The following is a 22,306-nucleotide window of genomic DNA, read 5'->3' as shown; positions in this document are numbered from 1 at the left end:
TGAGCAGAGAGTAAATCGTCGCCGCTAAAGCCCATAGGAATATAAATAGCTATGCTTAGAACATAAAATGCTTAAACAGAAAGAGAGAATAAAGGCAGAGGTGCGTAGCGGCATAACGACAGAAAAGGGCGGCTTTTGGTCGCCCTTCAGGCTTTACATTGACTCAATGCCAACCCGCTGGCCGTAGGAGAGTTCCAGCGTGTTACCGTCTGGATCGGCAAAGAACACGAAGTAACCCACCGGGTCGCCAAGCTGCTCTGGTTCTCTGCGCAGCACGCCTTCGGCTCTCGCCATTTCCGCCTTGCTATCAATTTCTTCTTTGGTTGCGCAGGCCACGCCCAGGTGACCAAAATTCCCCAGCGGCGTGTCGGTGTTGTTGTCTGCCTGCACCAGAACCAGCGCAAAAGGCCGAGTGCGATCGCTGAGCCAGGCCACCTTGCGTGCGTCCGGCAGGTTGGGTTCGCGCTGGTGAATCACTTTCATTGCGGTATAGCGGAGGTAGAAATCGACGCTTTTATCCAGATCCTTCACCATAAATGCGACGTGGGTAAAGCCGACATCAATCTGTTCCATAGTCTGCCCATTCAGCTGTTTTTGATGGCGTGACTTTACAACCTCAAGTTAACTTTAGGTCAAGGCGAGGGGCCAGCAAACGGGGCGCTTGAGCATTTTTGAACAAGTGGTAGGAAATTAAAAGAGCGCGAGGGGGAACCGACGGACTAGCGGTTAGCGCTGTCCACCTGCTGGCTGCTTTGTTGGGTTTCTGCTTTTTTATCCTGATGGTGGTACCAGGCTCCGATGGAGGAATAAATAAAGCGACCAAAAAAGAACAGAAAACTGATGAGCAGAATAATGCGGGTCATGCGATTATTAAAACGGTTTCGTCTTTGCATAGTCGTAACCTGTGTCACGCAGGGGTCCTTAAGATTGGCCCGGCGATGCGGGCGACGGGGCTATTTAGTCACACAGAACCACTCAGGTCAATTATTCATCATGTAAAAACGGCCTGAATGTATGATTCATGGGCATTTCATTCATGAGGTGAATTTGTTGTGAACTAATATGAATCATATTCAGTCTGAATTTTACCTCAGCGGTGATTCATTGAACTGATACTGATATGCATCAATTATTCTTAATGTTGGCGAACTAAAATTTGTCCCCCGCAGTGACGGAAGATGGGCCGTAACGAACCGGAAAGGATATCCGGAAGATACCCGAAGAGGAACAGGGATTTTGGCGAAGATGTATGCAACTGGCTAGCTGGTATAAACAATCAAAAAGTAAATGGTGGGCACTGCCCCTGATTCTCCCCAGCCTGCTGCTGCCGCTGGTGGCAACGTTTAACGCGCAGACGGTACTGGATGGCGGGCGAGTTTTCCTGCTTTACATGTCGCTCCCGCTGCTAACCGCTTGCATCGTACTGTTCGGGCGCGCGGCTATTCCGGGCATTGTTCTGGCATTGCTGATTCGCTATCTGCCCTCAGAAGGCGTGTGGATTTCGTTGCTGGCCGTCCTGCACTTTATCGTGCCGATTACGGTCAGTTCGTGCTGCTATCGCTATTTTGTGTCGCGACGCAGCGCGGTGACCTTCGGCCTGATTCAGCTCACCGCTCAGCGTATGTTTTGGCTGGTGCTGGTTAACGCCGGGCTATTTCTGGTGTTCTACGAGATAGCGTTATTTTTAGGCTGGTACGATCGCAGCTTTTCTATTCTGTCCGCCACGCCGTGGAGCGCCAGGACATTAATTAATTTCCAGGCCGTGCTGGTGGGGGGATTAACCGGGCTGCCGTTCTTCTATTTTATTTTAAGAATGATAGTGCACCCGCGCTTTATCAAAAGCTTCTGGTCCCGCATGCGGGGACAGCGGCAGAAGGGCGTGACGCGAAGTGAAATGCTGCTCTGGGCCGCGCTCATTGGCCTGCTTATTTGGCTGCTGCTGTACCCGATTAGCCAAAACAAAACGATTTTTAATACCGATTACACGCTGACGCTTATTCTGCCCGTTATGCTGTGGGGGGCGATGCGTTTTGGCTTCTTGTTTATTACCAACGCCTGGACCGTGGTACTGATTATTCTCTGCGGCGGCTTCCATAATTACCTGCCGCCGGATATGGGCTTTCAGCTGCATTTGGCGATTGCGTCGTCCTGCTATGCGGTGTTTTCCATCACCATCTATTTAATGGCGGCGGTGACCACCCGACAGCGCTTCTTGCACTATAAAGCACGCCGCGTGGCGTTCATCGACCCGATGATGCAGATGCCGAATCTACGCGCGTTATCTCGCGACCTCGGGAACACGCCCTGGTCCGCGCTGGGATTTTTATCGATTCCCGAGCTGGAGCTGCTGGGGCGAAACTACGGCGTTTTGCTGCGCATTCAATACAAACAGCAGCTGGCGGAATATTTGCGCGGCCAGCTGTCGCCCGGCGAGAGGGTGTACAACCTTTCCGGGCACGATCTCGCCCTGCGCCTTAATTATGAATCTCATCAGGCTAAAATTGAGTCTCTGTACGCCCATGCCCGACGGTTCCGCTTTATGTGGGACGGGATGCCGCTGCAGCCGCAAATCGGCATCAGCTATTGCTTTGTGCGCCACCCGGTGTCCCATCTCTACTTATTGCTCGGCGAGTTAAGCACCATGGCCGGGGTATCGCTCTCTACGCAACAGCCCGAAAGCCTGCAGCAAAAAGGCTCCAATCACATTCAGAATGCGGTCAAACGCAAAGTTGAAATGATGAACCGCCTCCAGCATGCGCTCGATCAGGACCTGTTTGTGCTGATGGCGCAGCGTATTGAAGGGTTACGGGGTGACGCCTACTACGAGGTGTTGTTGCGGATGCGCGACGATAAAGGCGAACTGCTGTCACCGGATATCTTTTTGCCCGTCGCCCATGAATTTGGGCTTTCATCCCGCATTGACCGCTGGGTGCTGAATGCCGCCCTGCAGTTTATGGATAAGCACCGCGACAGTTTGCCGGGCTGCAGGCTCGCCATTAACCTGACGCCCGCTTCGGTGTGTCAGGCCCAGCTTCCGGGGGATGTGCAGCATTTGCTGGCGAAGTACCGTATTGAGCCGTGGCAGCTGGTTTTTGAAGTGACAGAAAGTCACTCTTTAACCAACCTTGAACAGGCCAATGTAACGTTGAAGATGCTGCAGCGCATGGGTTGCCGGGTGGCTATCGACGACTTTGGCACAGGCTATGCCAGCTATGCGCGTCTGAAAGAGCTGAGCGCCGACATCCTTAAAATTGACGGCAGCTTTATCCGCAATATTTTAACCAGCAGCCTGGATTACCAGGTGGTGAGCTCGATATGCCAGCTGGCAAGAATGAAGAAGATGCAGGTTGTGGCGGAATATGTCGAAACGCAGGCGCTCAAAGATGCCGTCCGGGCGATGGGCATAGATTATGTGCAGGGATATTTGATTGGTCGCCCTCAACCGCTGGAGAGCCTTGCAGAAGAACAAAGCCCCTCTGCGCCGGAAGACGCAAAGGGGCTGATGGAGTAAATCAGGCGGAGAGCGCCGCTTCGGCCTCTTCTTCGATGGTCAGCTTCCAGCCGGTCATGCTTTCCCAATACAGCTGTTCACGCTCCAAATCCAGCTGAACCAGCGTGTTCTGGCTGAACCAGTCGTGCGGGAAGCGCAGCGTCCAGTGGTTGTCGTCGGTTTCCAGCACCAGCGTCGGCGGGGTGGTTGTCGCCTGGCGCTGGTTATTCAGCAGCGTGGCCAGACGAATCAGCTGAATCAGCGGCAGGAACTGTTTCTTTTTAAACAGCGTGAAGCGCGGCAGATCGTCCAGCTTAATGGCCTTGCGGTGGTAGCGCACCAGGGAAGCCATCAGCACCTGCTGCTCCTGGTTGAAGCCCGGCAGGTTGCTGTTTTGCAGAATGTAGGCCGAGTGGCGGTGCATCCCGCTGTGGTTGATGCCCAGCCCGACTTCATGCAGCATCGCGGCCCACTTCAGCAGCGCGGCCATCTGCGGGTTAGCCAGCTTGTGGTTCTGTTTTTCCCACTGCTGGTACAGCAGTTCAACGGTTTCCAGTACCCGACGAGCCTGATCGCTGTCGATGTGGTACTGCTCCGCCAGGCTTTGCGCGGTGCGAATGCGAATATCCTGATGGCGGAAGCGGCCTTCCATTTCGTACAGCACGCCTTCGCGCAGCGCACCGTCAGACAGGCGCAGTTCGCGGATGGCGAGCGCATCAAACACGCCGCACAGAATGGCCAGCCCAGGCACAAACACCGCTTTACGCTCTTCGGACAGGCCCGGCAGGCTCAGGGCGTCGAAGGTTTTAAACTTCAGCACTTCCTGCTGGAGCATGTCCAGGCGTTCCGGGGTGATCATCCCGTCTTTTTCGCCCATCTCGATCAGCACTTCATGTGCCGCTTTAATGGAGCCAGAGGCGCCCATCGCGACTTTCCAGCCCTGCAGGCGATATTGCCAGGCAAGGGTTTCCAGTTTTTGGATAGCCGCCATGCGGGCGCGCTTGAAGTTTTCCGGGCTGATGACGCCGCCAGGGAAGAAGTTTTGTGCGAAGCTGACGCAGCCCATACGGCGACTTTCCACCAGCATTGGCTCAAAATCTTCGCCGATCACCAGCTCGGTGGAGCCCCCGCCGATATCAATCACCAGCTTGCGGCCTTTCTCCGGCTGAGTGTGTTCCACGCCCATAAAAATCAGACGGGCTTCTTCGTTCCCGGGAATGATTTCGATCGGGTAGGGGATCACTTTCTCCGCGCGTTTCAGAAACTCGGCGGCATTGGTGGCCTCGCGAAGCGAGTGGGTGCCCACAATGCACACGTTGTCTGCTGCAAATCCCTGCAGGCGTTCGGCAAACAGCGCCAGGCAGGAGAGCCCACGCTCCATGGCCTCCTCGCTTAATTTGTTATCGGGCCCGAGGCCATCCGCGAGGTGCACGCGCTGCTTCAGGCGGCCAATGATTTGCATGGCGCCATCCACCACACGGGCAATGACCATGTGGAAGCTGTTCGAGCCGAGGTCGACCGCAGCAAATTCCTGCGGCCGTGGAGCATGGTTTGATATCGGCATAATTTTATCTTCGCCTGAGAGCGTTAGTCAGGTTGTTCCAGAGTTTTAATATAATCGTAGATCGCCAGCTGCGAACGCACTTTCCGGCGGTTGCCGCGCGGCACATAGCGATTACTCAGTTCTTTGTCGATGATGCGCGCTTTCACCGTGTCGTTCAGCTGGATATCAATGATATCGAGCATACGCTGCTTCAGGCGCGGATCGAGGACCGGGACGGCCACTTCAATGCGGTAGTCGATGTTACGGGTCATCCAGTCGGCTGAGGAGAGGAAGACTTTTTTATCGCCACCGTTTTCAAAAATATAGACCCGGTCGTGCTCGAGGTAGCGGTCAACGATACTCTGCACGCGGATATTATCGCTGATCCCGTCGAGTTCTGGAATCAGCGAACACATGCCGCGTATCAGCAGGTTCACCTTCACGCCCGCGCTGGAGGCCGCATAAAGTCTGTCCACCAGGCCTTTGTCTACCAGGTTATTCAGCTTCAGCGTGATCCCGGCAGGCTGCCCGTTCTGGGCATTTTTGATTTCGCGATCGACCAAATCGTACAGCAGGCGACGCGAGTTCTGCGGCGACACCAGCAGATAGTCGAAGGTCACCGGGCGGTACGGATTTTCGATAAAGTTGAACACGCGACGCACTTCGTTGGTGATGCGAGCATCGGCGGTTAACAGGGAATAGTCCGTGTAGAGACGGGCGGTTTTCTCGTTAAAGTTACCGGTCCCAATATGCGCATAACGCACAATCTCTTCGCCTTCCATGCGGGAAATAAGGAACAGCTTGGCGTGAATTTTCAGCCCCGGCGCGGAGAAGATAACGTGCACACCCGCCTCGGTAAGGCGCTTCGCCCAGTGGATATTCGCTTCTTCGTCAAAACGTGCCTGCAGCTCGACCACCACGGTGACTTTCTTGCCGTTATGGGCGGCGTGGATCATGGCGTCAATAATGCGTGAGTCTTTCGCCACGCGGTAGATATTGATTTTAATCGCCAGCACGCTTGGATCGAAGGAGGCCTGGCGCAGCAGCTCAAGAACGTGTTCGAAGGTGTGGTACGGGTAGTAAAGCAGGACGTCACGCTCGCGGATGGCGTCGAACCCGTTACGGAATTTATCGAACCAGATATGGCGCAGGCGCGGCAGCGGCTTGTTCACCAGGTTAGCTTTCCCGACGTTCGGGAAGCCAATAAAGTCTTTAAAGTTGTGGTAGCGTCCGCCGGGAATGATCGAGTCGTAGTTGGAAATGGTCAGCTTGTCGCGCAGCATCTCCACCATCGCATCCGGCATATCGCGCTGATAAACAAAGCGCACCGGCTCGGCGGTCAGACGCTGTTTCAGGCTGGAGGACATCAGTTCCAGCAGGCTGGATTCCATTTCGGTAACCAGGTCGTACTCGGCGTCACGCGTCATCTTCATTGAATAGGCGTTGAGCGCGTCGTAATCGAAGAATCCTTTGAAGATCTCGTCCAGGCAGTAGCGCAGGATGTTATCCAGCAGGATCATCGGCTTGCGGCGACGTGGTGCTTCCGGTGGCAGGTTCACAAATCGCGGCACTTTGTCAGACGGGATCTCCAGCAGCGCGTAGCGAATGCTGTCCCCACGAATGATTTCGACCGCCAGGTAGGTGTAATCGTCCTTCAGGAACTGCACCAGGTCGGTATCGCGGTTGATCAAAATCGGCGTGATGTGCGGGCGAAGCTGATGCTTGAAGTAGCTGCGCAGCCAGCTTTGCTGATTTTCGGAAAGCTGACGTTCGTTAATCAGGAAGATTTGGTTGCGGGCCATCTCCAGCAGCAGCTCGTTATACAGGCTGTCAAATTCCTGATCGGCCTTCAGCACCCGAGCCTGAATCTTGTTCAGCAGGTGGCGCTGGTTGGAAGGAGAACCCTGTTCTTCACTGATTAAAATGCGGCGCTTCAGTTCGGCGAAACGCACTTTATAGAATTCATCGAGGTTATTGGAATAGATGCCGAGAAAACGCATCCTTTCAATCAACGGGTTGAGCTTGTCCGCCGCTTCCTGCAGAACGCGTTCGTTAAAAGACAACCAGCTCAGTTCTTTTTCGATATACAGCTTATCCTGACCCATTAGTCCTCACACTCCGTTTTCGTGGACGTGGCAATGCCGTCACCGTCACGTCAGTTATTATGGCGAGCTTTAGCGGAGAATGTCCAACTATGCAGATGAAACTCTCTCATCTGACCATGACAACTTTATGAGAGACAGACACAAAAAAAGGGCCTAAGCCCTTTTTAGTTAAATTATTCTGCTGCATGTCCCTGCGGGGGCAGCTGCACGCCATCAAGCCAGGCGGCGTTTTGGCGCATTTTTAGTCGATCGTCGAGGAACCAGCTGACGACCAGCGGGTAAATCGCGTGTTCCTGGTGCTGAACGCGGGCGGTGATTTCGTCCTCATCATCCCCTTCAAATACCGGCACTTTGGCCTGCAAAATGACCGGGCCGCCGTCCAGTTCGTCAGTGACAAAATGCACGGAGGTGCCGTGCTCTTCATCGCCGTTTTCCAGCACCTGGCGGTGGGTATGCAGACCGGGATATTTCGGCAGCAGGGAAGGGTGAATGTTGAGTAAACGACCGCTGTAGCGCGCCACAAAGGCCGGGCTGAGAATGCGCATATAACCCGCCAGCACCACGACGTCCGGCGCGTAGGCGTCAATCTCCTGCATCAGCTGGCGATCGAACGCCTCGCGGCTGGCAAACTCGCTTGCCGCCAGCGCGTGGGTCGGGATCCCAGCTTCGCGGGCTCGCTCAAGGCCGAACGCTTCGGCCTTATTGCTGAACACCGCGCTGATGGTGCCGTTAATCTTCTTCTGCTGGCAGGCGTCAATGATCGCCTGCAGATTGCTTCCGTTACCGGAAATCAGCACCACAATGTGTTTCATTACTCAATAACCACGCGCTCTTCGGAATCAGATGCCTTGATGATACCGATTTTCCACGCTTTTTCACCTTTGGCCTGCATCAGCGCAACGGCTTTATCCGCTTCTGCCGCCGGCAGCGCAATGACCATGCCCACGCCGCAGTTAAAGGTGCGGTACATTTCGTGGCGGCTGATGTTGCCGGCCTGCTGCAACCAGTTGAAGACGGCTGGCCACTGCCAGGAAGATTCGGTGATAACGGCCTGGGTGTTGTCCGGCAGTACGCGCGGAATGTTTTCCCAGAAGCCGCCGCCGGTCAGGTGGGCGATGGCGTGAACATCCACGTTTTCAATCAGCTCAAGGATGTTTTTCACGTAAATGCGGGTTGGCTCGAGCAGGTGATCCGCCAGAGGTTTCCCTTCCAGTTCGGTGGTCAGCGGGTCGGTGCCGCTCACTTCCAGCACTTTGCGCACCAGCGAGTAGCCGTTGGAGTGCGGGCCGCTTGAACCCAGCGCAATCAGGACATCGCCATCGGCAACTTTAGACCCGTCGATGATTTCAGACTTCTCAACTACGCCCACGCAGAACCCGGCCACGTCGTAGTCTTCCCCGTGGTACATGCCTGGCATTTCAGCGGTTTCACCGCCAACCAGCGAGCAGCCTGACTGCAGGCAGCCTTCGGCGATGCCGGTGATAACGCTGGCGGCAGTATCCACGTCCAGCTTGCCGGTGGCGTAGTAGTCGAGGAAGAACAGCGGCTCGGCGCCCTGAACCACCAGGTCGTTCACGCACATGGCGACCAGGTCAATGCCGATCGCGTCGTGGCGTTTTAAATCCATGGCCAGACGCAGCTTGGTCCCCACACCGTCGGTGCCGGAAACCAGAATCGGTTCGCGATATTTCTGAGGCAACGCGCACAGCGCACCGAAACCGCCCAGGCCACCCATCACTTCCGGGCGGCGGGTCTTTTTCACTACGCCTTTAATTCTGTCGACCAGAGCGTTACCAGCATCAATATCTACACCGGCATCTTTATAGCTGAGAGAGGTTTTATCGGTCACTGCTCGTTCCCCACGGGTGGTATATAAGAAAAACGCGGCAATTCTAACAGTGCAGGCAAACGTTTGCGAGCCTCTTGTCATCGGCAAGAAAAGAATTCCTGAGATAGACTCAATCCAGTCCGGTTGATCTCGATCATCCCATTAGCTGTAGCGCAGCGGCAAAAAAGCGGTATAATCCGGCGATTTTTTTTGTGGTAGCCAACTATCTCGGGGGAGAAAGAGTATGAAGATCGTGGAAGTGAAACACCCACTCGTCAAACACAAGCTGGGCCTGATGCGCGAGCAAGACATCAGCACCAAGCGCTTTCGTGAACTCGCCTCTGAAGTAGGCAGCCTGCTTACTTATGAAGCCACTGCGGACCTGGAAACCGAGAAAGTCACCATCGAAGGCTGGAACGGCCCGGTGGAAGTCGACCAGATCAAAGGCAAAAAAATTACCGTTGTGCCAATTCTGCGTGCTGGCCTTGGCATGATGGAAGGCGTTCTGGAAAACGTACCCAGCGCGCGTATCAGCGTCGTTGGCGTTTACCGCGATGAAGAAACCCTGCAGCCGGTACCTTACTTCCAGAAGCTGGTTTCTAATATAGAAGAACGTATGGCGCTGGTGGTTGACCCGATGCTGGCGACCGGCGGTTCTATGATTGCCACCATCGACCTGCTGAAAAAAGCGGGTTGTACCAGCATTAAGGTACTGGTGCTGGTTGCCGCGCCGGAAGGCATCGCCGCGCTGGAAAAAGCGCACCCGGACGTGGAGCTGTACACCGCTTCTATCGATCAGGGCCTCAACGAGCACGGGTACATTATTCCTGGCCTCGGTGATGCGGGCGATAAGATATTCGGAACAAAATAAGATTCATCAGCCGACTTTGAAAGTCGGCTTTTTTTTGATTGAAGCAAACACCGTTCGTTAAAAATAACACTTAGAGGAAAACAACATGACCCGCCGCGCCATTGGGGTAAGTGAACGCCCGCCCTTACTGCAAACGATTCCGTTGAGCCTGCAGCATCTGTTCGCCATGTTCGGCGCAACCGTGCTGGTGCCGATCCTGTTCCACATCAACCCGGCCACGGTGCTGCTGTTTAACGGCATTGGCACCTTGCTTTATCTGTTCATCTGTAAGGGCAAAATCCCGGCGTATCTGGGGTCCAGCTTCGCGTTTATCTCTCCGGTATTGCTGCTGCTGCCGCTGGGGTATGAAGTGGCGCTCGGCGGATTTATCATGTGCGGCGTGCTGTTCTGCATCGTGGCGCTGATTGTGAAAAAAGCCGGTACCGGCTGGCTGGACGTGATGTTCCCTCCGGCGGCGATGGGTGCGATTGTTGCGGTTATCGGTCTTGAGCTGGCGGGCGTGGCGGCTAACATGGCCGGACTGTTGCCTGCGGATGGCGCATCCCCGGATTCCACCACCATTATTATCTCGCTGGTGACGCTGGCGGTCACGGTGTTTGGTTCCGTGCTGTTCCGTGGTTTTATGGCCATTATCCCGATTCTCATCGGCGTGCTGGCGGGTTACGCGCTCTCCTTCGCCATGGGCGTGGTAGACGTGACGCCCATCCGCGAAGCGCACTGGTTCGCGCTGCCAACCTTCTATACGCCTCGCTTTGAATGGTTCGCTATCTTCACCATTCTGCCTGCGGCGCTGGTGGTTATTGCCGAACACGTGGGTCACCTTGTGGTGACCGCGAATATCGTGAAAAAAGACCTGATTCGTGACCCGGGCCTGCACCGTTCGATGTTTGCCAACGGCATTTCAACCGTGTTCTCCGGCTTCTTCGGCTCCACGCCAAACACCACCTACGGTGAGAACATCGGCGTTATGGCGATCACCCGCGTGTACTCGACCTGGGTTATCGGCGGTGCGGCAATTATCGCCATTCTGCTTTCCTGTGTCGGCAAACTGGCGGCGGCGATTCAAATCATTCCGGTGCCGGTGATGGGCGGTGTTTCTCTGTTGCTGTACGGAGTGATCGGCGCCTCCGGTATTCGCGTGCTGATCGAATCCAAAGTGGATTACAGCAAAGCGCAAAACCTGATCCTGACCTCCGTGATCCTGATCATCGGGGTGAGCGGGGCGAAGGTGCACATTGGTGCGGCAGAGCTGAAAGGCATGGCGCTGGCGACCATCGTCGGCGTGGGCCTGAGTCTTATTTTCAAACTTATCAGCATACTGCGCCCGGAAGAAGTCGTGCTTGACGCGAAAGACAACGACGCGCAGGCCTGATCGTTTCCTCGCCGGGCGGATCCTCGCCCGGTTCTAAACCTCAGCCATTCTGTGTTAGACTCGTTTCGATTTTCTGCCTGTTATGGTTGAGGTACTTCTGAATACGCCGGCACAGCTCTCACTGCCACTCTATCTTCCCGACGACGAAACCTTTGCGAGTTTCTGGCCGGGTGACAACCCTTCTTTATTAGCCGCCCTGCAGGCGGTACTCCGTCAGGATCACAGCGGGTACATCTATTTCTGGTCGCGTGAAGGCGGCGGGCGCAGCCATTTGCTGCATGCGGCCTGCGCAGAGCTTTCCCAGCGCGGTGAAGCCGTGGGCTATGTGCCGCTGGATAAGCGCACCTGGTTTGTGCCGGAAGTGCTCGACGGGATGGAGCAGCTGTCGCTGGTTTGCATCGACAATATCGAATGCGTGGCCGGGGATGAGCCGTGGGAAATGGCGATCTTCAATCTTTATAATCGCATTCTGGAATCCGGGAAAACGCGCCTGCTGATCACAGGTGACAGGCCGCCTCGTCAGCTCAATCTGCAGTTGCCTGACCTGGCTTCCCGCCTCGATTGGGGGCAAATATACAAGCTGCAGCCGCTTTCCGATGACGACAAGCTGCAGGCGCTGCAGCTGCGCTCCCGGTTGCGGGGGTTTGAGCTGCCGGAAGACGTGGGGCGTTTCCTGTTAAAACGCCTCGATCGCGAAATGCGAACCCTGTTTATGACGCTCGATCAGCTCGATCACGCCTCGATTACCGCCCAGCGCAAACTCACTATTCCGTTCGTCAAAGAGATCCTCAGCCTGTAGTTTTCCCCGTCCGCCGACGGGGAATGTCGCGTTATACCTGGCGTAATCTTTCTGCCGCGGCGTCCAGCGTCGCTTCCTGCTTAGCAAAGCACAGGCGAATCAGCTTGTGCGGGAAAGCATCCGCGCAGAACACCGACAGCGGAATTGCCGCCACACCTACTTCTTTGGTCAGCCACTGGCAGAAACTCACGTCGTCGAGATCGGAGATTGCGCTGTAGTCGGCCAGCAGGAAGTAAGTCCCTTCGCAGGGCAGAATTTCAAACCGGCTGTCCGCCAGCGCTTCAACAAAGCGGTCGCGGCGCGCGCGGTAAAACTCCGGCAGTTCACGATAATGTTCCGGCTCGGCACGCAGCATGTCGGCAATCGCAAGCTGCGCCGGGGTATTCACCGCGAACGTCAGGTACTGGTGAACTTTACGCAGCTCCGCACTGATGGCCGCCGGTGCCACGCAGTAGCCCACTTTCCAGCCCGTCATATGGAACGTTTTGCCGAAAGAGGACACAGAGATAGCGCGCTCGCGCAGTTGCGGGTGGGCCAGCACGCTGGCGTGGCCTTCTTCGTCGAAGCAGATATGCTCGTACACTTCGTCGCTCAGCACGTAGACTTCGTGCTGCGCAATGGCCTGCCACAGCGCGGCAAAATCACTTTTGCGCCAGACGGTAGCGGACGGGTTGTGCGGCGTGTTAAGAATGACGAGGCGAGTTTTGTCGCTCAGCAGGGCAGCAAATTCTTGCCAGTCGACGCGGAAGTGCGGCGGCTGGAGAGCAATACGTTTCAGAATGCCGCCAGAAAGCGTCACGGCTGGGGCATAGCTGTCGTAGCTTGGGTCAAAGCAAATCACTTCATCGCCCGGGCGAACCAGCGCGGTGATGGCGGCATAAAGTGCTTCGGTGGCGCCAGCGGTGACCGTAATATCAGTATTGGCATCCGGCTTGTGGCCGTACAGCGCTTCGGTTTTCTCGGCGATGGCTTCGCGCAGGGCCGGCACGCCGGTCATCGGTGCGTACTGGTTTGCGCCCTGGCTGACGTGAAACGCCAGGCGTTCCTGCAGGTAGCGCGGGCCGTCAAAATCCGGGAAGCCCTGGGAAAGGTTAATCGCATTGTGCTGCTGCGCGAGGGCGCTCATTTGCGTGAAAATAGTGGTGCCGAGCGCCGGCAGTTTGCTTTCTGGAATCAAAGGGGAGTGGCTCATTATTCTTCGACCTTAACGTGGTGCGTGTGTTTCCCTGTGTTGCCGGGACTATAACACGATGTTAAGATTTAGCAATCAAGACGCTTAGACGTCTAAATAATAATGACCTCAGTTGCCAACATAACGCAGCGTTAACGGCTGGAGAGATGATGATTCGCGCCATTGTTACCGATATTGAAGGCACCACCAGCGACATTCGCTTTGTGCACAACATCCTGTTCCCGTATGCCCGCGAACGCCTCGCGGGTTTTGTTCGCGAGCAGCAAAATGAAATAGCCCCAATACTCAACGACCTGCGGGCGGAAATTAATGAACCGCAGGCGGATATTGAACGGCTGATTGAGACGTTGTTTAGCTTCATGGATGTAGATCGTAAATCTACCGCGCTAAAAGCGCTGCAGGGCCTTATCTGGCGGGATGGCTACGTGAATGGAGACTTCACCGGCCATCTCTATGATGACGTTCTGCCCGCGCTCAAGGCCTGGAAACAGCAGGGTATTGCCCTGTATGTCTATTCATCCGGCTCGGTGGCGGCGCAGAAGCTGCTTTTTGGCTACAGCGACGCCGGGAATATTACTGAGTTGTTCAGCGGCTATTTTGATACCCACGTAGGGGCCAAGCGTGAAGCGCAGTCCTACCGCAACATCGCGGCGGAGATCGGCGTGGCACCTGAGTCGCTGCTGTTCTTGTCAGATATTCACCAGGAGCTGGATGCTGCACGGGAAGGCGGTTGGCAAACCGTGCAGCTTATTCGCGGCGAGGCGGATGACGTCAGCCGCCATCGCCAGGTAAACCGTTTCGACCACATTAATCTGGAGTCGTTTTCTTCATGAGCGCATTGACCATTTTTACCGATACCGAAGCAAAGGAGCCGGTATGGCACAGCACGGACGCGCAAGAAATTCGCGAGCAGTTGAACGCCAAAGACGTGCGTTTTGAACGCTGGGAAGCGAACCAGGATTTAGGCAACGACCCAACGCCGGAAACGGTGATCCACGCTTATCAGCATGCTATCGACAAGCTGGTGGCGGAGAAGGGCTATCAGAGTTGGGATGTGATCAGCCTGCGGGCGGACAACCCGCAGAAAGACGTGCTGCGGACTAAATTCCTGTCTGAACATACCCACGGCGAAGATGAAGTACGTTTCTTCGTCGAAGGCGCGGGGCTGTTCTGCCTGCATCTGGACGACAAGGTGTATCAGATCCTCTGCGAGAAGAACGACCTGATTTCCGTCCCGGCCGGGACACCGCACTGGTTTGATATGGGGTCCGAGCCGCATTTCACCGCGATTCGTATTTTTGATAACCCGGAAGGCTGGGTGGCGCACTTTACCGGCGATGCGATTGCGGATGCTTATCCACGCTTGCCGTAGGCTGAGATTGACCCTCTCCTGCCAAAGGAGAGGGGGAAAATTGTGAATCTGTAGTGCGTTCTATTCCTTCTCCCCTTTGGGGAGAAGGTCAGAATGAGGGGCATTATTTCTTCGGTAAAAATACCCCATCCCGAACCTGTTCCGGCGTCACCACGCCCGTATCCAAAATCCAGCCGCTAATCAACTCTGCCGGGGTAACGTCAAACGCCGGGTTATACACGCTTGCGTTGTCTGGCGCCCACTGCACGCTGCCAAAGCTGCCCGCCACGCCGGTCACTTCACTGGCGGCACGCTGCTCAATCGGAATGGCTTCGCCGTTCGGACAATTTCTGTCGAGCGTGGTATGAGGCGCGGCAACGTAGAATGGAATGCCGTGGTAATGCGCCAGCACGGCCAGGCTGTAGGTGCCGATCTTATTGGCAACGTCACCGTTCGCGGCGATGCGGTCCGCGCCCACCCAGATGGCGTCCACCTGCTTTTTCGCCATCAGGCTGGCGGCCATGGAATCGCAAATCAGCTGGTAAGGAATACCCAGCTCCCCTAATTCCCACGCCGTTAGCCTGCCGCCCTGCAGCAGCGGGCGGGTTTCGTCCACCCAAACGCTGGCGACGTTCCCTTCGTTAAATGCCCGCTGAATAACGCCCAGCGCGGTGCCGATGCCTGCGGTAGCCAGCCCGCCGGTATTGCAGTGGGTCAGCAGGCGGCTACCGGGTTTAACCAGCGCCGCGCCCGCCTGGGCGATGTTATCGCACAGCACTTTATCTTCTGCCACCAGCCGCAGCGCCTCTTCTTCGAGCGCAGCCACAACATTTTCCTGAGCCAGCGCCTGCTTCATGCGGTCGAGGTTATTCATCAGGTTTACCGCCGTCGGGCGGGACGCCCGCAGGGTTTCCAGGGCTTCAGCGAGCTGAGCTTTTGTCAGCCCTTGCTCCGCCAACAGCGCCAGCAGCAGGCTGGCGGAAAGGCCGATGAGCGGCGCGCCGCGTACGCTGAGGGCGTGAATATGCGCGACCAGCTGTGACACGGTGTGCGCCGGGAGCCAGTTTTTCTGCTGCGGCAGCGCCTGCTGATCAAGGATCCAAAGCTGGTTATCACGCACTTCCAGGCTGGTGGTTTTTAAATTATGCATTCGTGTTAATTCCATGTTGCGTTGTTGCGGTATATTGTGCCAACATGACTTCCAGATGTATAGACGTCCAAACGTCTTAATTGACTTTATTTTCTGAGAGGATCGCCATGTCGCAATACCGCACTTTTACCGCCGCTGACGCAGTGGCCTATGCTCAACAGTTTGGCGGGCTGCAGACGCCGTCTGAGCTGGTGGAGGCGCAGGAAGTGGGCGACGGCAACCTCAATCTGGTGTTTAAAATCTTTGATAATCATGGCGTCAGCCGGACTATCGTGAAGCAGGCGCTGCCGTATGTGCGCTGCGTGGGCGAGTCCTGGCCGCTGACGCTGGATCGCGCTCGCCTTGAGGCGCAAACCCTGGTGGAGCACTACCAGCACAGCCCGGAGCACACGGTCAACGTGGTGCATTACGACCCAGAGTTGGCGGTGATGGTGATGGAAGATCTCTCCAGCCATCGCATCTGGCGCGGCGAGTTGGTGAAGGGCGTGTATTATCCTCAGGCGGCCAGCCAGCTTGGTGAGTATCTGGCAAAAGCACTGTTCCACACGTCAGATTTTTATCTGCATCCGCACGATAAGAAGGCGCTGGTTGCCCGCTTTATCAACCCGGAAATGTGCGAAATCACAGAAGATCTGTTCTTTAACGATCCGTATCAGATCCACGAGCGAAATAACTACCCGGCCGCGCTGGAAGAACAGGTTGCCGCGCTGCGAAGCGACAGCGACCTGAAGTTGGCCGTGGCGTTGCTGAAGCATAAATTCTTTTCCAGCGCGGAAGCGCTGCTGCACGGCGACATCCACAGCGGGTCGATTTTCGTTGCGGAAGGTAGCCTGAAAGCGATCGACGCTGAATTTGGTTACGTGGGCCCGGCCGGGTTTGATCTTGGGACCGCCATCGGCAACCTGCTGCTGAACTACTGCGCGCTGCCGGGGCATTTTGGTCCACGGGATGCAGCCAGCCAGCGTGAACAGCGCCTGAAGGATATTCAGGAACTGTGGCTGAGCTTCTCAGAGCGCTTTACGGCGCTTGCCCGCGAGAAAACACGCGACGCGGCGCTGGCAACGGAAGGCTACGTTGAGCACTACCTGCAAAAAGTGTGGGTTGATGCGGTAGGCTTCTGCGGCACCGAACTGATTCGCCGCTCGGTTGGTTTGTCGCACGTTGCCGATCTGGAAAGTATTGAGGATGAGGCGGCGCGCCTGGCCTGCGTCAGCCACGCTATTGAGCTGGGCAAGTTTTTGATTCTGATCGCCGGGCAGGTGAATTCGGTGGATGAGTTTATTGCGAGGGTTCGGCAGAAGGGGTGAGTTTCTCTGCCTCAAAATTTATTTCAACCGTTAATCTCTTCTATGAGGGGCTGGCGAAAGGTTCCGTTCACCTCAAGCACAAATTTACATGCAGCCACCGCACCGGGGGTTGTCAGGGAGATAACGCCATCTCCCTGACAACCCCCGGCGCCCGGCGAGCTCATCGCCGCTGAAGCGGTAAACCCACCGGCTATCACCCAAATATTCGGGGTCGTTCGCGATTCAGCGGTCGATTTATTTGGCCGGGAGCCCGGGTTCTCAGGGGAGTGACGGTGACTCCCCTGAGACGTTCACCTATGCCGGGTTACCTATAAAACAGGACTGGAAGTGAACGGAATTTCATCCATATCTGCATAAAAATTATCAATGGCAAAGAAATTGCTTCTTTGAGGCAAACTACCCCAAATACTCAATAACCGACAACCCGCCGTTATAATCCGTGCTGTACACAATCCCTTGAGCGTCGACAAAGACATCACAGGACTGGATCACCTGCGGGCGTCCAGGGCGAGTATCCATCATCTTTTCCGGGGCGGCAGGTACCAGCGCACCTGTTTCTACCGGGCGGTACGGGTTGGAAATATCGTAGGCTCGCACGCCAGCGTTCTGATACGTCGCGAAAATTAGCGTATCGCTGATAAAGCTACCTGGGCGGTTTTCGTGCAGATTATGCGGGCCGAAATGCGCGCCTTTCGCCACATAATCAATCTCATCCGGCTGCGGGAACGTGGAGATGCTGACCGGGTTCGACGGGTCGCGAATATCGAACAGCCAAATCAGCTTCTCGCCGTCCTCCTGATTGTCCAGTACCGCTTCGTCGAGTACTACCAACAAATCGCGATTCGGCAGCGGCAGCGCCGTATGGGTGCCGCCGCCAAACGGCGGGCTCCAGTTACGGTGGCTGATGAGCTGCGGCTGAGTGCGATCGGAAACGTCCAGCAGCGTCAGGCCGCCGTCGCGCCAGCTGGCATACGCCGTGTAGCCGCTGATAATCGCGTGGTGTAGCGCATAGCGTTTGCCTTCCGGCCAGGTGGGCTGCTCGCCTGCGGCAGTGTTCATGCCCGGTAGCCACCAGTTGCCTGCCACCTGCGGATTGCGCGGGTCGGCGAGGTCGATAGTCAGGAAGATATAATCGCTAAACCCATCGATCAGCGCGGAAACATAGGCCCAGCGGCCGCCCACATACCAGCAGCGGTGGATGCCGATACCGCTCAGCGACAGGAAGCTGATTTCTTTGGGTTTATCCGGCGTGGAGATATCAAAAATGCGTAATCCGGCGCTCCAGCCTTTGTCCTGCACGTCGCGAACCGTTTCGCCAACCGATTTGGTGTAGTAAACCTTCTCATCGGCGAAGCGCACGTCGGCAAACAGATCCCGGGCGTTAATCACCAGCAGCAGGTCGTCGTGCGCCTGCAGGTGAATATTCCAGGTACCCGGCGGCGCGGGCACGAAACCCGCCGCTTTCGGGTTTTTAGGATCGCGGACGTCCACAATCGAAAAGCCCTGCGACACCATATGGCCGATATACGCATAGCCCCGGTGCACCATTAGCTGCACGCCGTCCGGTTTTCCTCCCTGATCGCTATGGCCGATCAGCCGCATATTGCGGCTGTATTCGGGTTGTGGCAGTGCCATTGCGGAACTCCTTATTTATTTTTCGCTTCGAGCGTGGCGAACCACGGCGCGATAAAGTCGTCGGTCTGGCCCCAGCCTGGAATGATTTTGCCCAACGAAGTGACGTTGACCGGGCCAGGCTGGCTGGCTAGCAGAGCCTGCGGAATGGCTGCGGCTTTAAAGTCGTAGGTCGCAGGCGTTTGTTCCCCGGCGATCTTGTAGGCCACCAGGCGCACGTTGGTGGCACCGATCAGCTTCGGATCGACCGCCACGCTGACTTTCCACGGGCTGTTGGCTTCGCGCATCAGCTGAATGTCCTGGTTGGAAACGTCGATGCTATAGAGCTTAATTTCGGTACGGCCGTTTTCCTGCAGCGCTTTATAGGCGCCCTGGCTGAAGGCATCCCAGGTGCCCCAGATGGCGTCGATTTTGCCTTTCGGGTACTTCGCCAGCACTGCGCCCACTTTGTTGGCGGTGTCGCCCTGCACGTCGGAAGAAACCGCGCCGATGGACTCCAGCTCTTTAATGCCCGGGTTGGCTTTCAGCAGTTCCTGATAGGCCGCCTGGCGGCGTTCCATCGGTGGGAAACCGGCCACCCACAGCTTGATGATGTTGGCTTTGCCGTTGAAGTCTTTGACCAACTGGCCGAAGGAGAGGCTGGTCAGCGAGGCGTCGTCCTGCTGGGTGACGGTCACGCCGGGAATGGTGCCGTTTACGGCGGTATCAAAGACCGACACCGCAATGCCTGCGGCTACGGCTTTTTTCACCAGTTCGGTGGAGTAAGGATCGCGACCCTGAGAAAGAATAATCCCGTCATACTTCTGGCTGATCGCCTGGTTCACAAAGTCCTGGAAGCGGGCGTCGTCGCCGTTGCTCAGGAACGTGCTGACCTTGAAGCCCAGCTTTTTAGCCTGTTGAACCGCACCTGCGACAAACTGCGTGGTGTTGTCGTCGGAGCCCAGGTTGCGGATCACGGCGATGCGGATTGGACCGTCGTGGGCGGCGATTTTTTCCGGCACCGGCGATGGCGTAGCGGCGTGGCCCGGCAGAGCGGCAAGCAGGCTAAGCGCCAGCAGCGAAGTTGTCAGTTTTTTCATGGTCGTTACCCTGTGTGAAGTTGTTGTTTTAGCGTCGTTGTATGTAAGTAATTGCCAGCGCGGCAGCCAGCACCAGGCCTTTAATAATGTCCATCGCGTAATAGGGCACGGAGAGCATCACCAGCCCGTTTTGCAGCACGCCCAGAATCACCGCGCCTACCAGCGTGCCGAGCGCGTTAGGTTTACCGGAACCTGCCAGAGAGAAACCAATCCAGGCGGCAGCCACGGCATCCATCAGGTAGCCGCCACCGGCGTTAACCTGTGAAGAGCCAATACGTGAGGCCAGCAGGATGCCGCCCAAACCTGCCAGCAGCGAGGCCAGCACGTAGGCCGCCACGCGGTAACGGGTGGTACGAATGCCGGACAGGCGAGCCGCCTCCGGGTTGCCGCCGATGGCGTACATCCGGCGGCCATGTTTGGTCAGAGAGAGCGCGAGCTGTGCGACCAGCGTGACCACCAGCATGATGATGACGATGGTCGGCACCTGCCCGAGCAGGCCAAAGGCGGCGGGAATCGTCCCTTCCGCCATGTCGCCGCTCGGCAGCACCATGTTTTCGGTGATCGATCCACCGTAGCTGTAGGTCATCGCCACGCCCTGAATCACAAACAGGCTGGCAAGCGTGGCAAGCATGTCGGGAATTTTCAGCACCACGATCAGGAAGGCGTTGAATAGCCCGACCAGCGTGCACAGCACCAGGGTAATAAGAATCGCTTCGGTGGTGCCGAAGCCGTGCCAGACGAACAGCGAAATCACCAGCGCGTTTGCCAGCGAGGCGGTCGAGCCGACGGACAAATCAAACCCGCCCACGGTGAGCGAGATTGACACGCCGATGGCGATCACCGTCACGATGGCGATGGAGCGCAGAATATTGATGATGTTGTTCGGCTCAAGGAAACTGTCGGACGCGATGCCGAACAGCGCCACCAGGGCCACCACGGTGAGCAACATCCCCCATTTGTAGAGAAAGTCAAAGAACTGCTGGCGGCCTGACGCGCTGGCCTTAAGGGATAATGCTTTGCTCACGCGGGGGTTCCTCCGGTGGAGTAGAGTAATAAGGTTTCTTCGGTAGCCTGGTGGCCGTCCAGCTCAGCGACGATGCGCCCGTCCCACAGCACGCAGATGCGATCGCACAGCCCGACCAGCTCGGCAAATTCGCCCGAGGCGTAAATCACCCCTTTGCCACGACGGGCCAGCTTGTCAATCAGCACGAAGAGGTCGGTTTTGGCTTTGATGTCTACGCCTTTGGTTGGCTCATCAAAAATCAGCACGTCGGCTTCGTTGCGCAGCCATTTGCCGATGGCCACTTTTTGCTGATTGCCGCCGGACAGGCGGCGCAGCGCTTGCGCCGGGCCGCTGGTGCGAATGCCCAACTGCTGAATGGTCTCCTCCGCCCAGTGCTTAGCTTTGCGGTAGTCGAACAGCCCCCAGCGGGTAAACTGGCTGTCGGCGCTGACGGCGAGATTCATGGTGACCGACTCGTCGATAAAAATGCCTTCTTTGCGGCGCTCCTCCGGCACCAGCACAACGCCGCGAGTGACGGAATCCGCCGGGTCGGTCGGGCGCCAGGCCTTGCCTTTTAATTCGCCGCGATCAAGCGTGCTGCGGGTGGCGCCGAACAGCGCTTTGCAAAGCTCGGTTTTCCCCGCTCCGGCGAGGCCCGCAATACCCAGAATTTCGCCTTTGCGCAGGCGTAACGAGATGTCGCGCAGCAGCACATCGTCATGCAGACCTTCCACTGCCAGCAGCGTGTCGCCCTCAACCGGCGGGCGGTGAGGGGGATAAATGTCGTCCAGCTGGTGGCCCAGCATTTTCTCTACAATCTCTTCGCCACTGAGATGCCCCATCGGGCCGCTGTCCACCAGCTTGCCGTCGCGCAGCACCGTCATCTGGTCGCAAATGGCTTTCAGTTCATGGATGCGGTGGGAGATAAACACCACGCCAATACCACCGCTTTGTAGTCGCTGCACGACGCGGAAAAGATGCTCGCTTTCCTGGCTGTCCAGCGGGGCGGTGGGTTCGTCGAGGATCAGAAAGCGGCAATGATGTGAGAGCGCCCGCGCCAGCAGGATTTGCTGTTTTTCCGCCAGGGTGCATTGCTCAATACGTTTTTTGACGTCGATCTCTACGTCGAGCTGCGCCAGCGCTTCTCGAGCCTGCCGGTAAATTTTCGACCAGCGGTAGACATGCCCCGTTTCGGCCAGCTTATCGAGCATGATGTTTTCCGCCACGCTCAGGCCCGGCACCAGGGCAACGTCCACTTCCTGCTGCACCAGATGGATCCCCAGCAGTTTGGCGTCACGCGGGTTGCGGATCGTCACCGTTTCACCGTCGATCAGGATTTCGCCCTGGTAACCCTCGTGCGCGCCGGAAAGCACCGCCATCAACGTGGATTTACCCGCGCCGTTTGCGCCGGTTAAAGCATGTACCGAGCCGCCCTCCAGCCGGAAATTCACCTGGCTCAGCGCGTTAAAGCCCGCGAAGGCGATAGAGATTTCTCGCATCTCAAGGCGGTTAAGCGTGGTCATAGCGGCGGCGACTTCCGGGTTTAATGAATTGATCTGTCGAATTTTTAACGGCCTTCTGGGT

Annotated in this window: 19 protein-coding genes; 7 read left to right on the top strand and 12 right to left on the bottom strand. The window is 56.6% G+C overall.

All coding sequences use genetic code 11. The features are described 5' to 3' along the window. Positions 1-153: 153 nt before the first annotated feature. Together AAIE02_RS12710 and AAIE02_RS12705 are read right to left on the bottom strand one after the other, a co-directional pair. Positions 154-573 (bottom strand): VOC family protein, encoded by a 420-nt coding sequence (locus AAIE02_RS12710; RefSeq protein WP_498532627.1) that lies wholly within the window; start codon positions 571-573, stop codon positions 154-156. Positions 574-719: 146 nt separating this feature from the next. Further along, a complete protein-coding gene (locus AAIE02_RS12705) occupies positions 720-893 on the bottom strand; it encodes a YfgG family protein (protein WP_034809523.1) in 174 nt (57 codons plus the stop codon). Between the two features lie 356 nt (positions 894-1,249). Here AAIE02_RS12705 and AAIE02_RS12700 point away from each other — a divergent pair, with 356 nt between their 5' ends. Next, positions 1,250-3,511: an EAL domain-containing protein gene (locus tag AAIE02_RS12700; RefSeq protein WP_336981977.1), complete on the top strand. Its 2,262-nt coding sequence runs from the start codon at positions 1,250-1,252 to the stop codon at positions 3,509-3,511. 1 nt (position 3,512) lies between these two features. On the opposite strand, the gene ppx is transcribed toward AAIE02_RS12700, so the two are convergent. From ppx to purM, 4 genes are all read right to left on the bottom strand, one after another. Further along, positions 3,513-5,054, bottom strand: a complete 1,542-nt coding sequence (gene ppx / locus AAIE02_RS12695; protein ID WP_008459374.1) for an exopolyphosphatase — start codon at positions 5,052-5,054, stop codon at positions 3,513-3,515. A 23-nt stretch (positions 5,055-5,077) separates the two neighbouring features. Further along, a complete protein-coding gene (gene ppk1 / locus AAIE02_RS12690; RefSeq protein WP_166871768.1) occupies positions 5,078-7,138 on the bottom strand; it encodes a polyphosphate kinase 1 in 2,061 nt (686 codons plus the stop codon). A gap of 173 nt (positions 7,139-7,311) precedes the next feature. Further along, positions 7,312-7,950 carry a phosphoribosylglycinamide formyltransferase gene (gene purN, locus AAIE02_RS12685; RefSeq protein ID WP_498532626.1) on the bottom strand — a complete coding sequence of 213 codons (639 nt, stop codon included), beginning with the start codon at positions 7,948-7,950 and terminating at the stop codon, positions 7,312-7,314. Beyond that, on the bottom strand, positions 7,950-8,987 hold the full coding sequence (gene purM, locus AAIE02_RS12680) for a phosphoribosylformylglycinamidine cyclo-ligase (RefSeq protein ID WP_166990532.1): 1,038 nt from the start codon (positions 8,985-8,987) through the stop codon (positions 7,950-7,952). Before purM ends, purN begins: the two co-directional genes overlap by 1 nt. A gap of 223 nt (positions 8,988-9,210) precedes the next feature. Here purM and upp point away from each other — a divergent pair, with 223 nt between their 5' ends. The 3 genes from upp (at position 9,211) to AAIE02_RS12665 (ending at position 12,008) form a co-directional block, all read left to right on the top strand. Beyond that, positions 9,211-9,837 carry a uracil phosphoribosyltransferase gene (gene upp / locus AAIE02_RS12675; RefSeq protein ID WP_008459367.1) on the top strand — a complete coding sequence of 209 codons (627 nt, stop codon included), beginning with the start codon at positions 9,211-9,213 and terminating at the stop codon, positions 9,835-9,837. Positions 9,838-9,922: 85 nt separating this feature from the next. Continuing rightward, positions 9,923-11,209: a uracil permease gene (gene uraA, locus AAIE02_RS12670; RefSeq protein WP_008459365.1), complete on the top strand. Its 1,287-nt coding sequence runs from the start codon at positions 9,923-9,925 to the stop codon at positions 11,207-11,209. Positions 11,210-11,306: 97 nt separating this feature from the next. Beyond that, the gene (locus AAIE02_RS12665) at positions 11,307-12,008 is read left to right on the top strand and encodes a DnaA inactivator Hda (protein WP_213715630.1); all 702 of its coding nucleotides are present in this window, start codon (positions 11,307-11,309) and stop codon (positions 12,006-12,008) included. A 31-nt stretch (positions 12,009-12,039) separates the two neighbouring features. Here the strand turns inward: AAIE02_RS12665 and AAIE02_RS12660 are convergent, their stop codons facing one another. Beyond that, positions 12,040-13,200 (bottom strand): methionine aminotransferase, encoded by a 1,161-nt coding sequence (locus AAIE02_RS12660; protein WP_494492671.1) that lies wholly within the window; start codon positions 13,198-13,200, stop codon positions 12,040-12,042. 149 nt (positions 13,201-13,349) lie between these two features. Here AAIE02_RS12660 and mtnC point away from each other — a divergent pair, with 149 nt between their 5' ends. Together mtnC and AAIE02_RS12650 are read left to right on the top strand one after the other, a co-directional pair. After that, complete coding sequence (mtnC, locus tag AAIE02_RS12655; RefSeq protein ID WP_336709027.1) at positions 13,350-14,033, top strand: acireductone synthase; 684 nt, start codon at positions 13,350-13,352, stop codon at positions 14,031-14,033. After that, a complete protein-coding gene (locus AAIE02_RS12650) occupies positions 14,030-14,572 on the top strand; it encodes a 1,2-dihydroxy-3-keto-5-methylthiopentene dioxygenase (protein ID WP_008459357.1) in 543 nt (180 codons plus the stop codon). Before mtnC ends, AAIE02_RS12650 begins: the two co-directional genes overlap by 4 nt. 103 nt (positions 14,573-14,675) lie before the next feature. Here AAIE02_RS12650 and mtnA read toward each other — a convergent pair whose 3' ends face one another. After that, on the bottom strand, positions 14,676-15,701 hold the full coding sequence (gene mtnA / locus AAIE02_RS12645; RefSeq protein WP_498532625.1) for an S-methyl-5-thioribose-1-phosphate isomerase: 1,026 nt from the start codon (positions 15,699-15,701) through the stop codon (positions 14,676-14,678). 107 nt (positions 15,702-15,808) lie between these two features. Between mtnA and mtnK the strand changes: the two genes are divergently transcribed. Then, positions 15,809-17,008: an S-methyl-5-thioribose kinase gene (gene mtnK / locus AAIE02_RS12640; protein ID WP_498532624.1), complete on the top strand. Its 1,200-nt coding sequence runs from the start codon at positions 15,809-15,811 to the stop codon at positions 17,006-17,008. A 396-nt stretch (positions 17,009-17,404) separates the two neighbouring features. Here mtnK and AAIE02_RS12635 read toward each other — a convergent pair whose 3' ends face one another. From AAIE02_RS12635 to AAIE02_RS12620, 4 genes are read right to left on the bottom strand one after another with little or no spacing between them, the layout of a single operon-like run. Next, on the bottom strand, positions 17,405-18,643 hold the full coding sequence (locus tag AAIE02_RS12635; protein WP_498532623.1) for an LVIVD repeat-containing protein: 1,239 nt from the start codon (positions 18,641-18,643) through the stop codon (positions 17,405-17,407). Between the two features lie 11 nt (positions 18,644-18,654). Next, positions 18,655-19,719 (bottom strand): sugar ABC transporter substrate-binding protein, encoded by a 1,065-nt coding sequence (locus AAIE02_RS12630; protein ID WP_008460349.1) that lies wholly within the window; start codon positions 19,717-19,719, stop codon positions 18,655-18,657. Between the two features lie 28 nt (positions 19,720-19,747). Next, a complete protein-coding gene (locus AAIE02_RS12625; RefSeq protein ID WP_008460348.1) occupies positions 19,748-20,743 on the bottom strand; it encodes an ABC transporter permease in 996 nt (331 codons plus the stop codon). Beyond that, a complete protein-coding gene (locus AAIE02_RS12620) occupies positions 20,740-22,245 on the bottom strand; it encodes a sugar ABC transporter ATP-binding protein (protein WP_498532622.1) in 1,506 nt (501 codons plus the stop codon). The genes AAIE02_RS12625 and AAIE02_RS12620 overlap by 4 nt, the downstream gene beginning before the upstream one ends. Positions 22,246-22,306 lie beyond the last annotated feature (61 nt).

The sequence above is a fragment of the Cedecea sp. Ae19-4 genome, from assembly GCF_059801165.1.
The sequence above is the reverse complement of the archived record's forward strand: the minus strand, read 5'-3'. Positions and strand labels throughout refer to the sequence as shown.

Coding starts and splice junctions, on each gene's coding strand:
- AAIE02_RS12630 (WP_008460349.1), bottom strand. CDS start 19,719: ATGAAAAAACTGACAACTTCGCTGCTGGCGCTTAGCCTGCTTGCCGCT.
- AAIE02_RS12620 (WP_498532622.1), bottom strand. CDS start 22,245: ATGACCACGCTTAACCGCCTTGAGATGCGAGAAATCTCTATCGCCTTC.
- mtnK (WP_498532624.1), top strand. CDS start 15,809: ATGTCGCAATACCGCACTTTTACCGCCGCTGACGCAGTGGCCTATGCT.
- AAIE02_RS12705 (WP_034809523.1), bottom strand. CDS start 893: ATGCAAAGACGAAACCGTTTTAATAATCGCATGACCCGCATTATTCTG.
- mtnC (WP_336709027.1), top strand. CDS start 13,350: ATGATTCGCGCCATTGTTACCGATATTGAAGGCACCACCAGCGACATT.
- ppx (WP_008459374.1), bottom strand. CDS start 5,054: ATGCCGATATCAAACCATGCTCCACGGCCGCAGGAATTTGCTGCGGTC.
- AAIE02_RS12635 (WP_498532623.1), bottom strand. CDS start 18,643: ATGGCACTGCCACAACCCGAATACAGCCGCAATATGCGGCTGATCGGC.
- AAIE02_RS12650 (WP_008459357.1), top strand. CDS start 14,030: ATGAGCGCATTGACCATTTTTACCGATACCGAAGCAAAGGAGCCGGTA.
- uraA (WP_008459365.1), top strand. CDS start 9,923: ATGACCCGCCGCGCCATTGGGGTAAGTGAACGCCCGCCCTTACTGCAA.
- AAIE02_RS12700 (WP_336981977.1), top strand. CDS start 1,250: ATGCAACTGGCTAGCTGGTATAAACAATCAAAAAGTAAATGGTGGGCA.
- upp (WP_008459367.1), top strand. CDS start 9,211: ATGAAGATCGTGGAAGTGAAACACCCACTCGTCAAACACAAGCTGGGC.
- AAIE02_RS12660 (WP_494492671.1), bottom strand. CDS start 13,200: ATGAGCCACTCCCCTTTGATTCCAGAAAGCAAACTGCCGGCGCTCGGC.
- mtnA (WP_498532625.1), bottom strand. CDS start 15,701: ATGCATAATTTAAAAACCACCAGCCTGGAAGTGCGTGATAACCAGCTT.
- purN (WP_498532626.1), bottom strand. CDS start 7,950: ATGAAACACATTGTGGTGCTGATTTCCGGTAACGGAAGCAATCTGCAG.
- AAIE02_RS12710 (WP_498532627.1), bottom strand. CDS start 573: ATGGAACAGATTGATGTCGGCTTTACCCACGTCGCATTTATGGTGAAG.
- ppk1 (WP_166871768.1), bottom strand. CDS start 7,138: ATGGGTCAGGATAAGCTGTATATCGAAAAAGAACTGAGCTGGTTGTCT.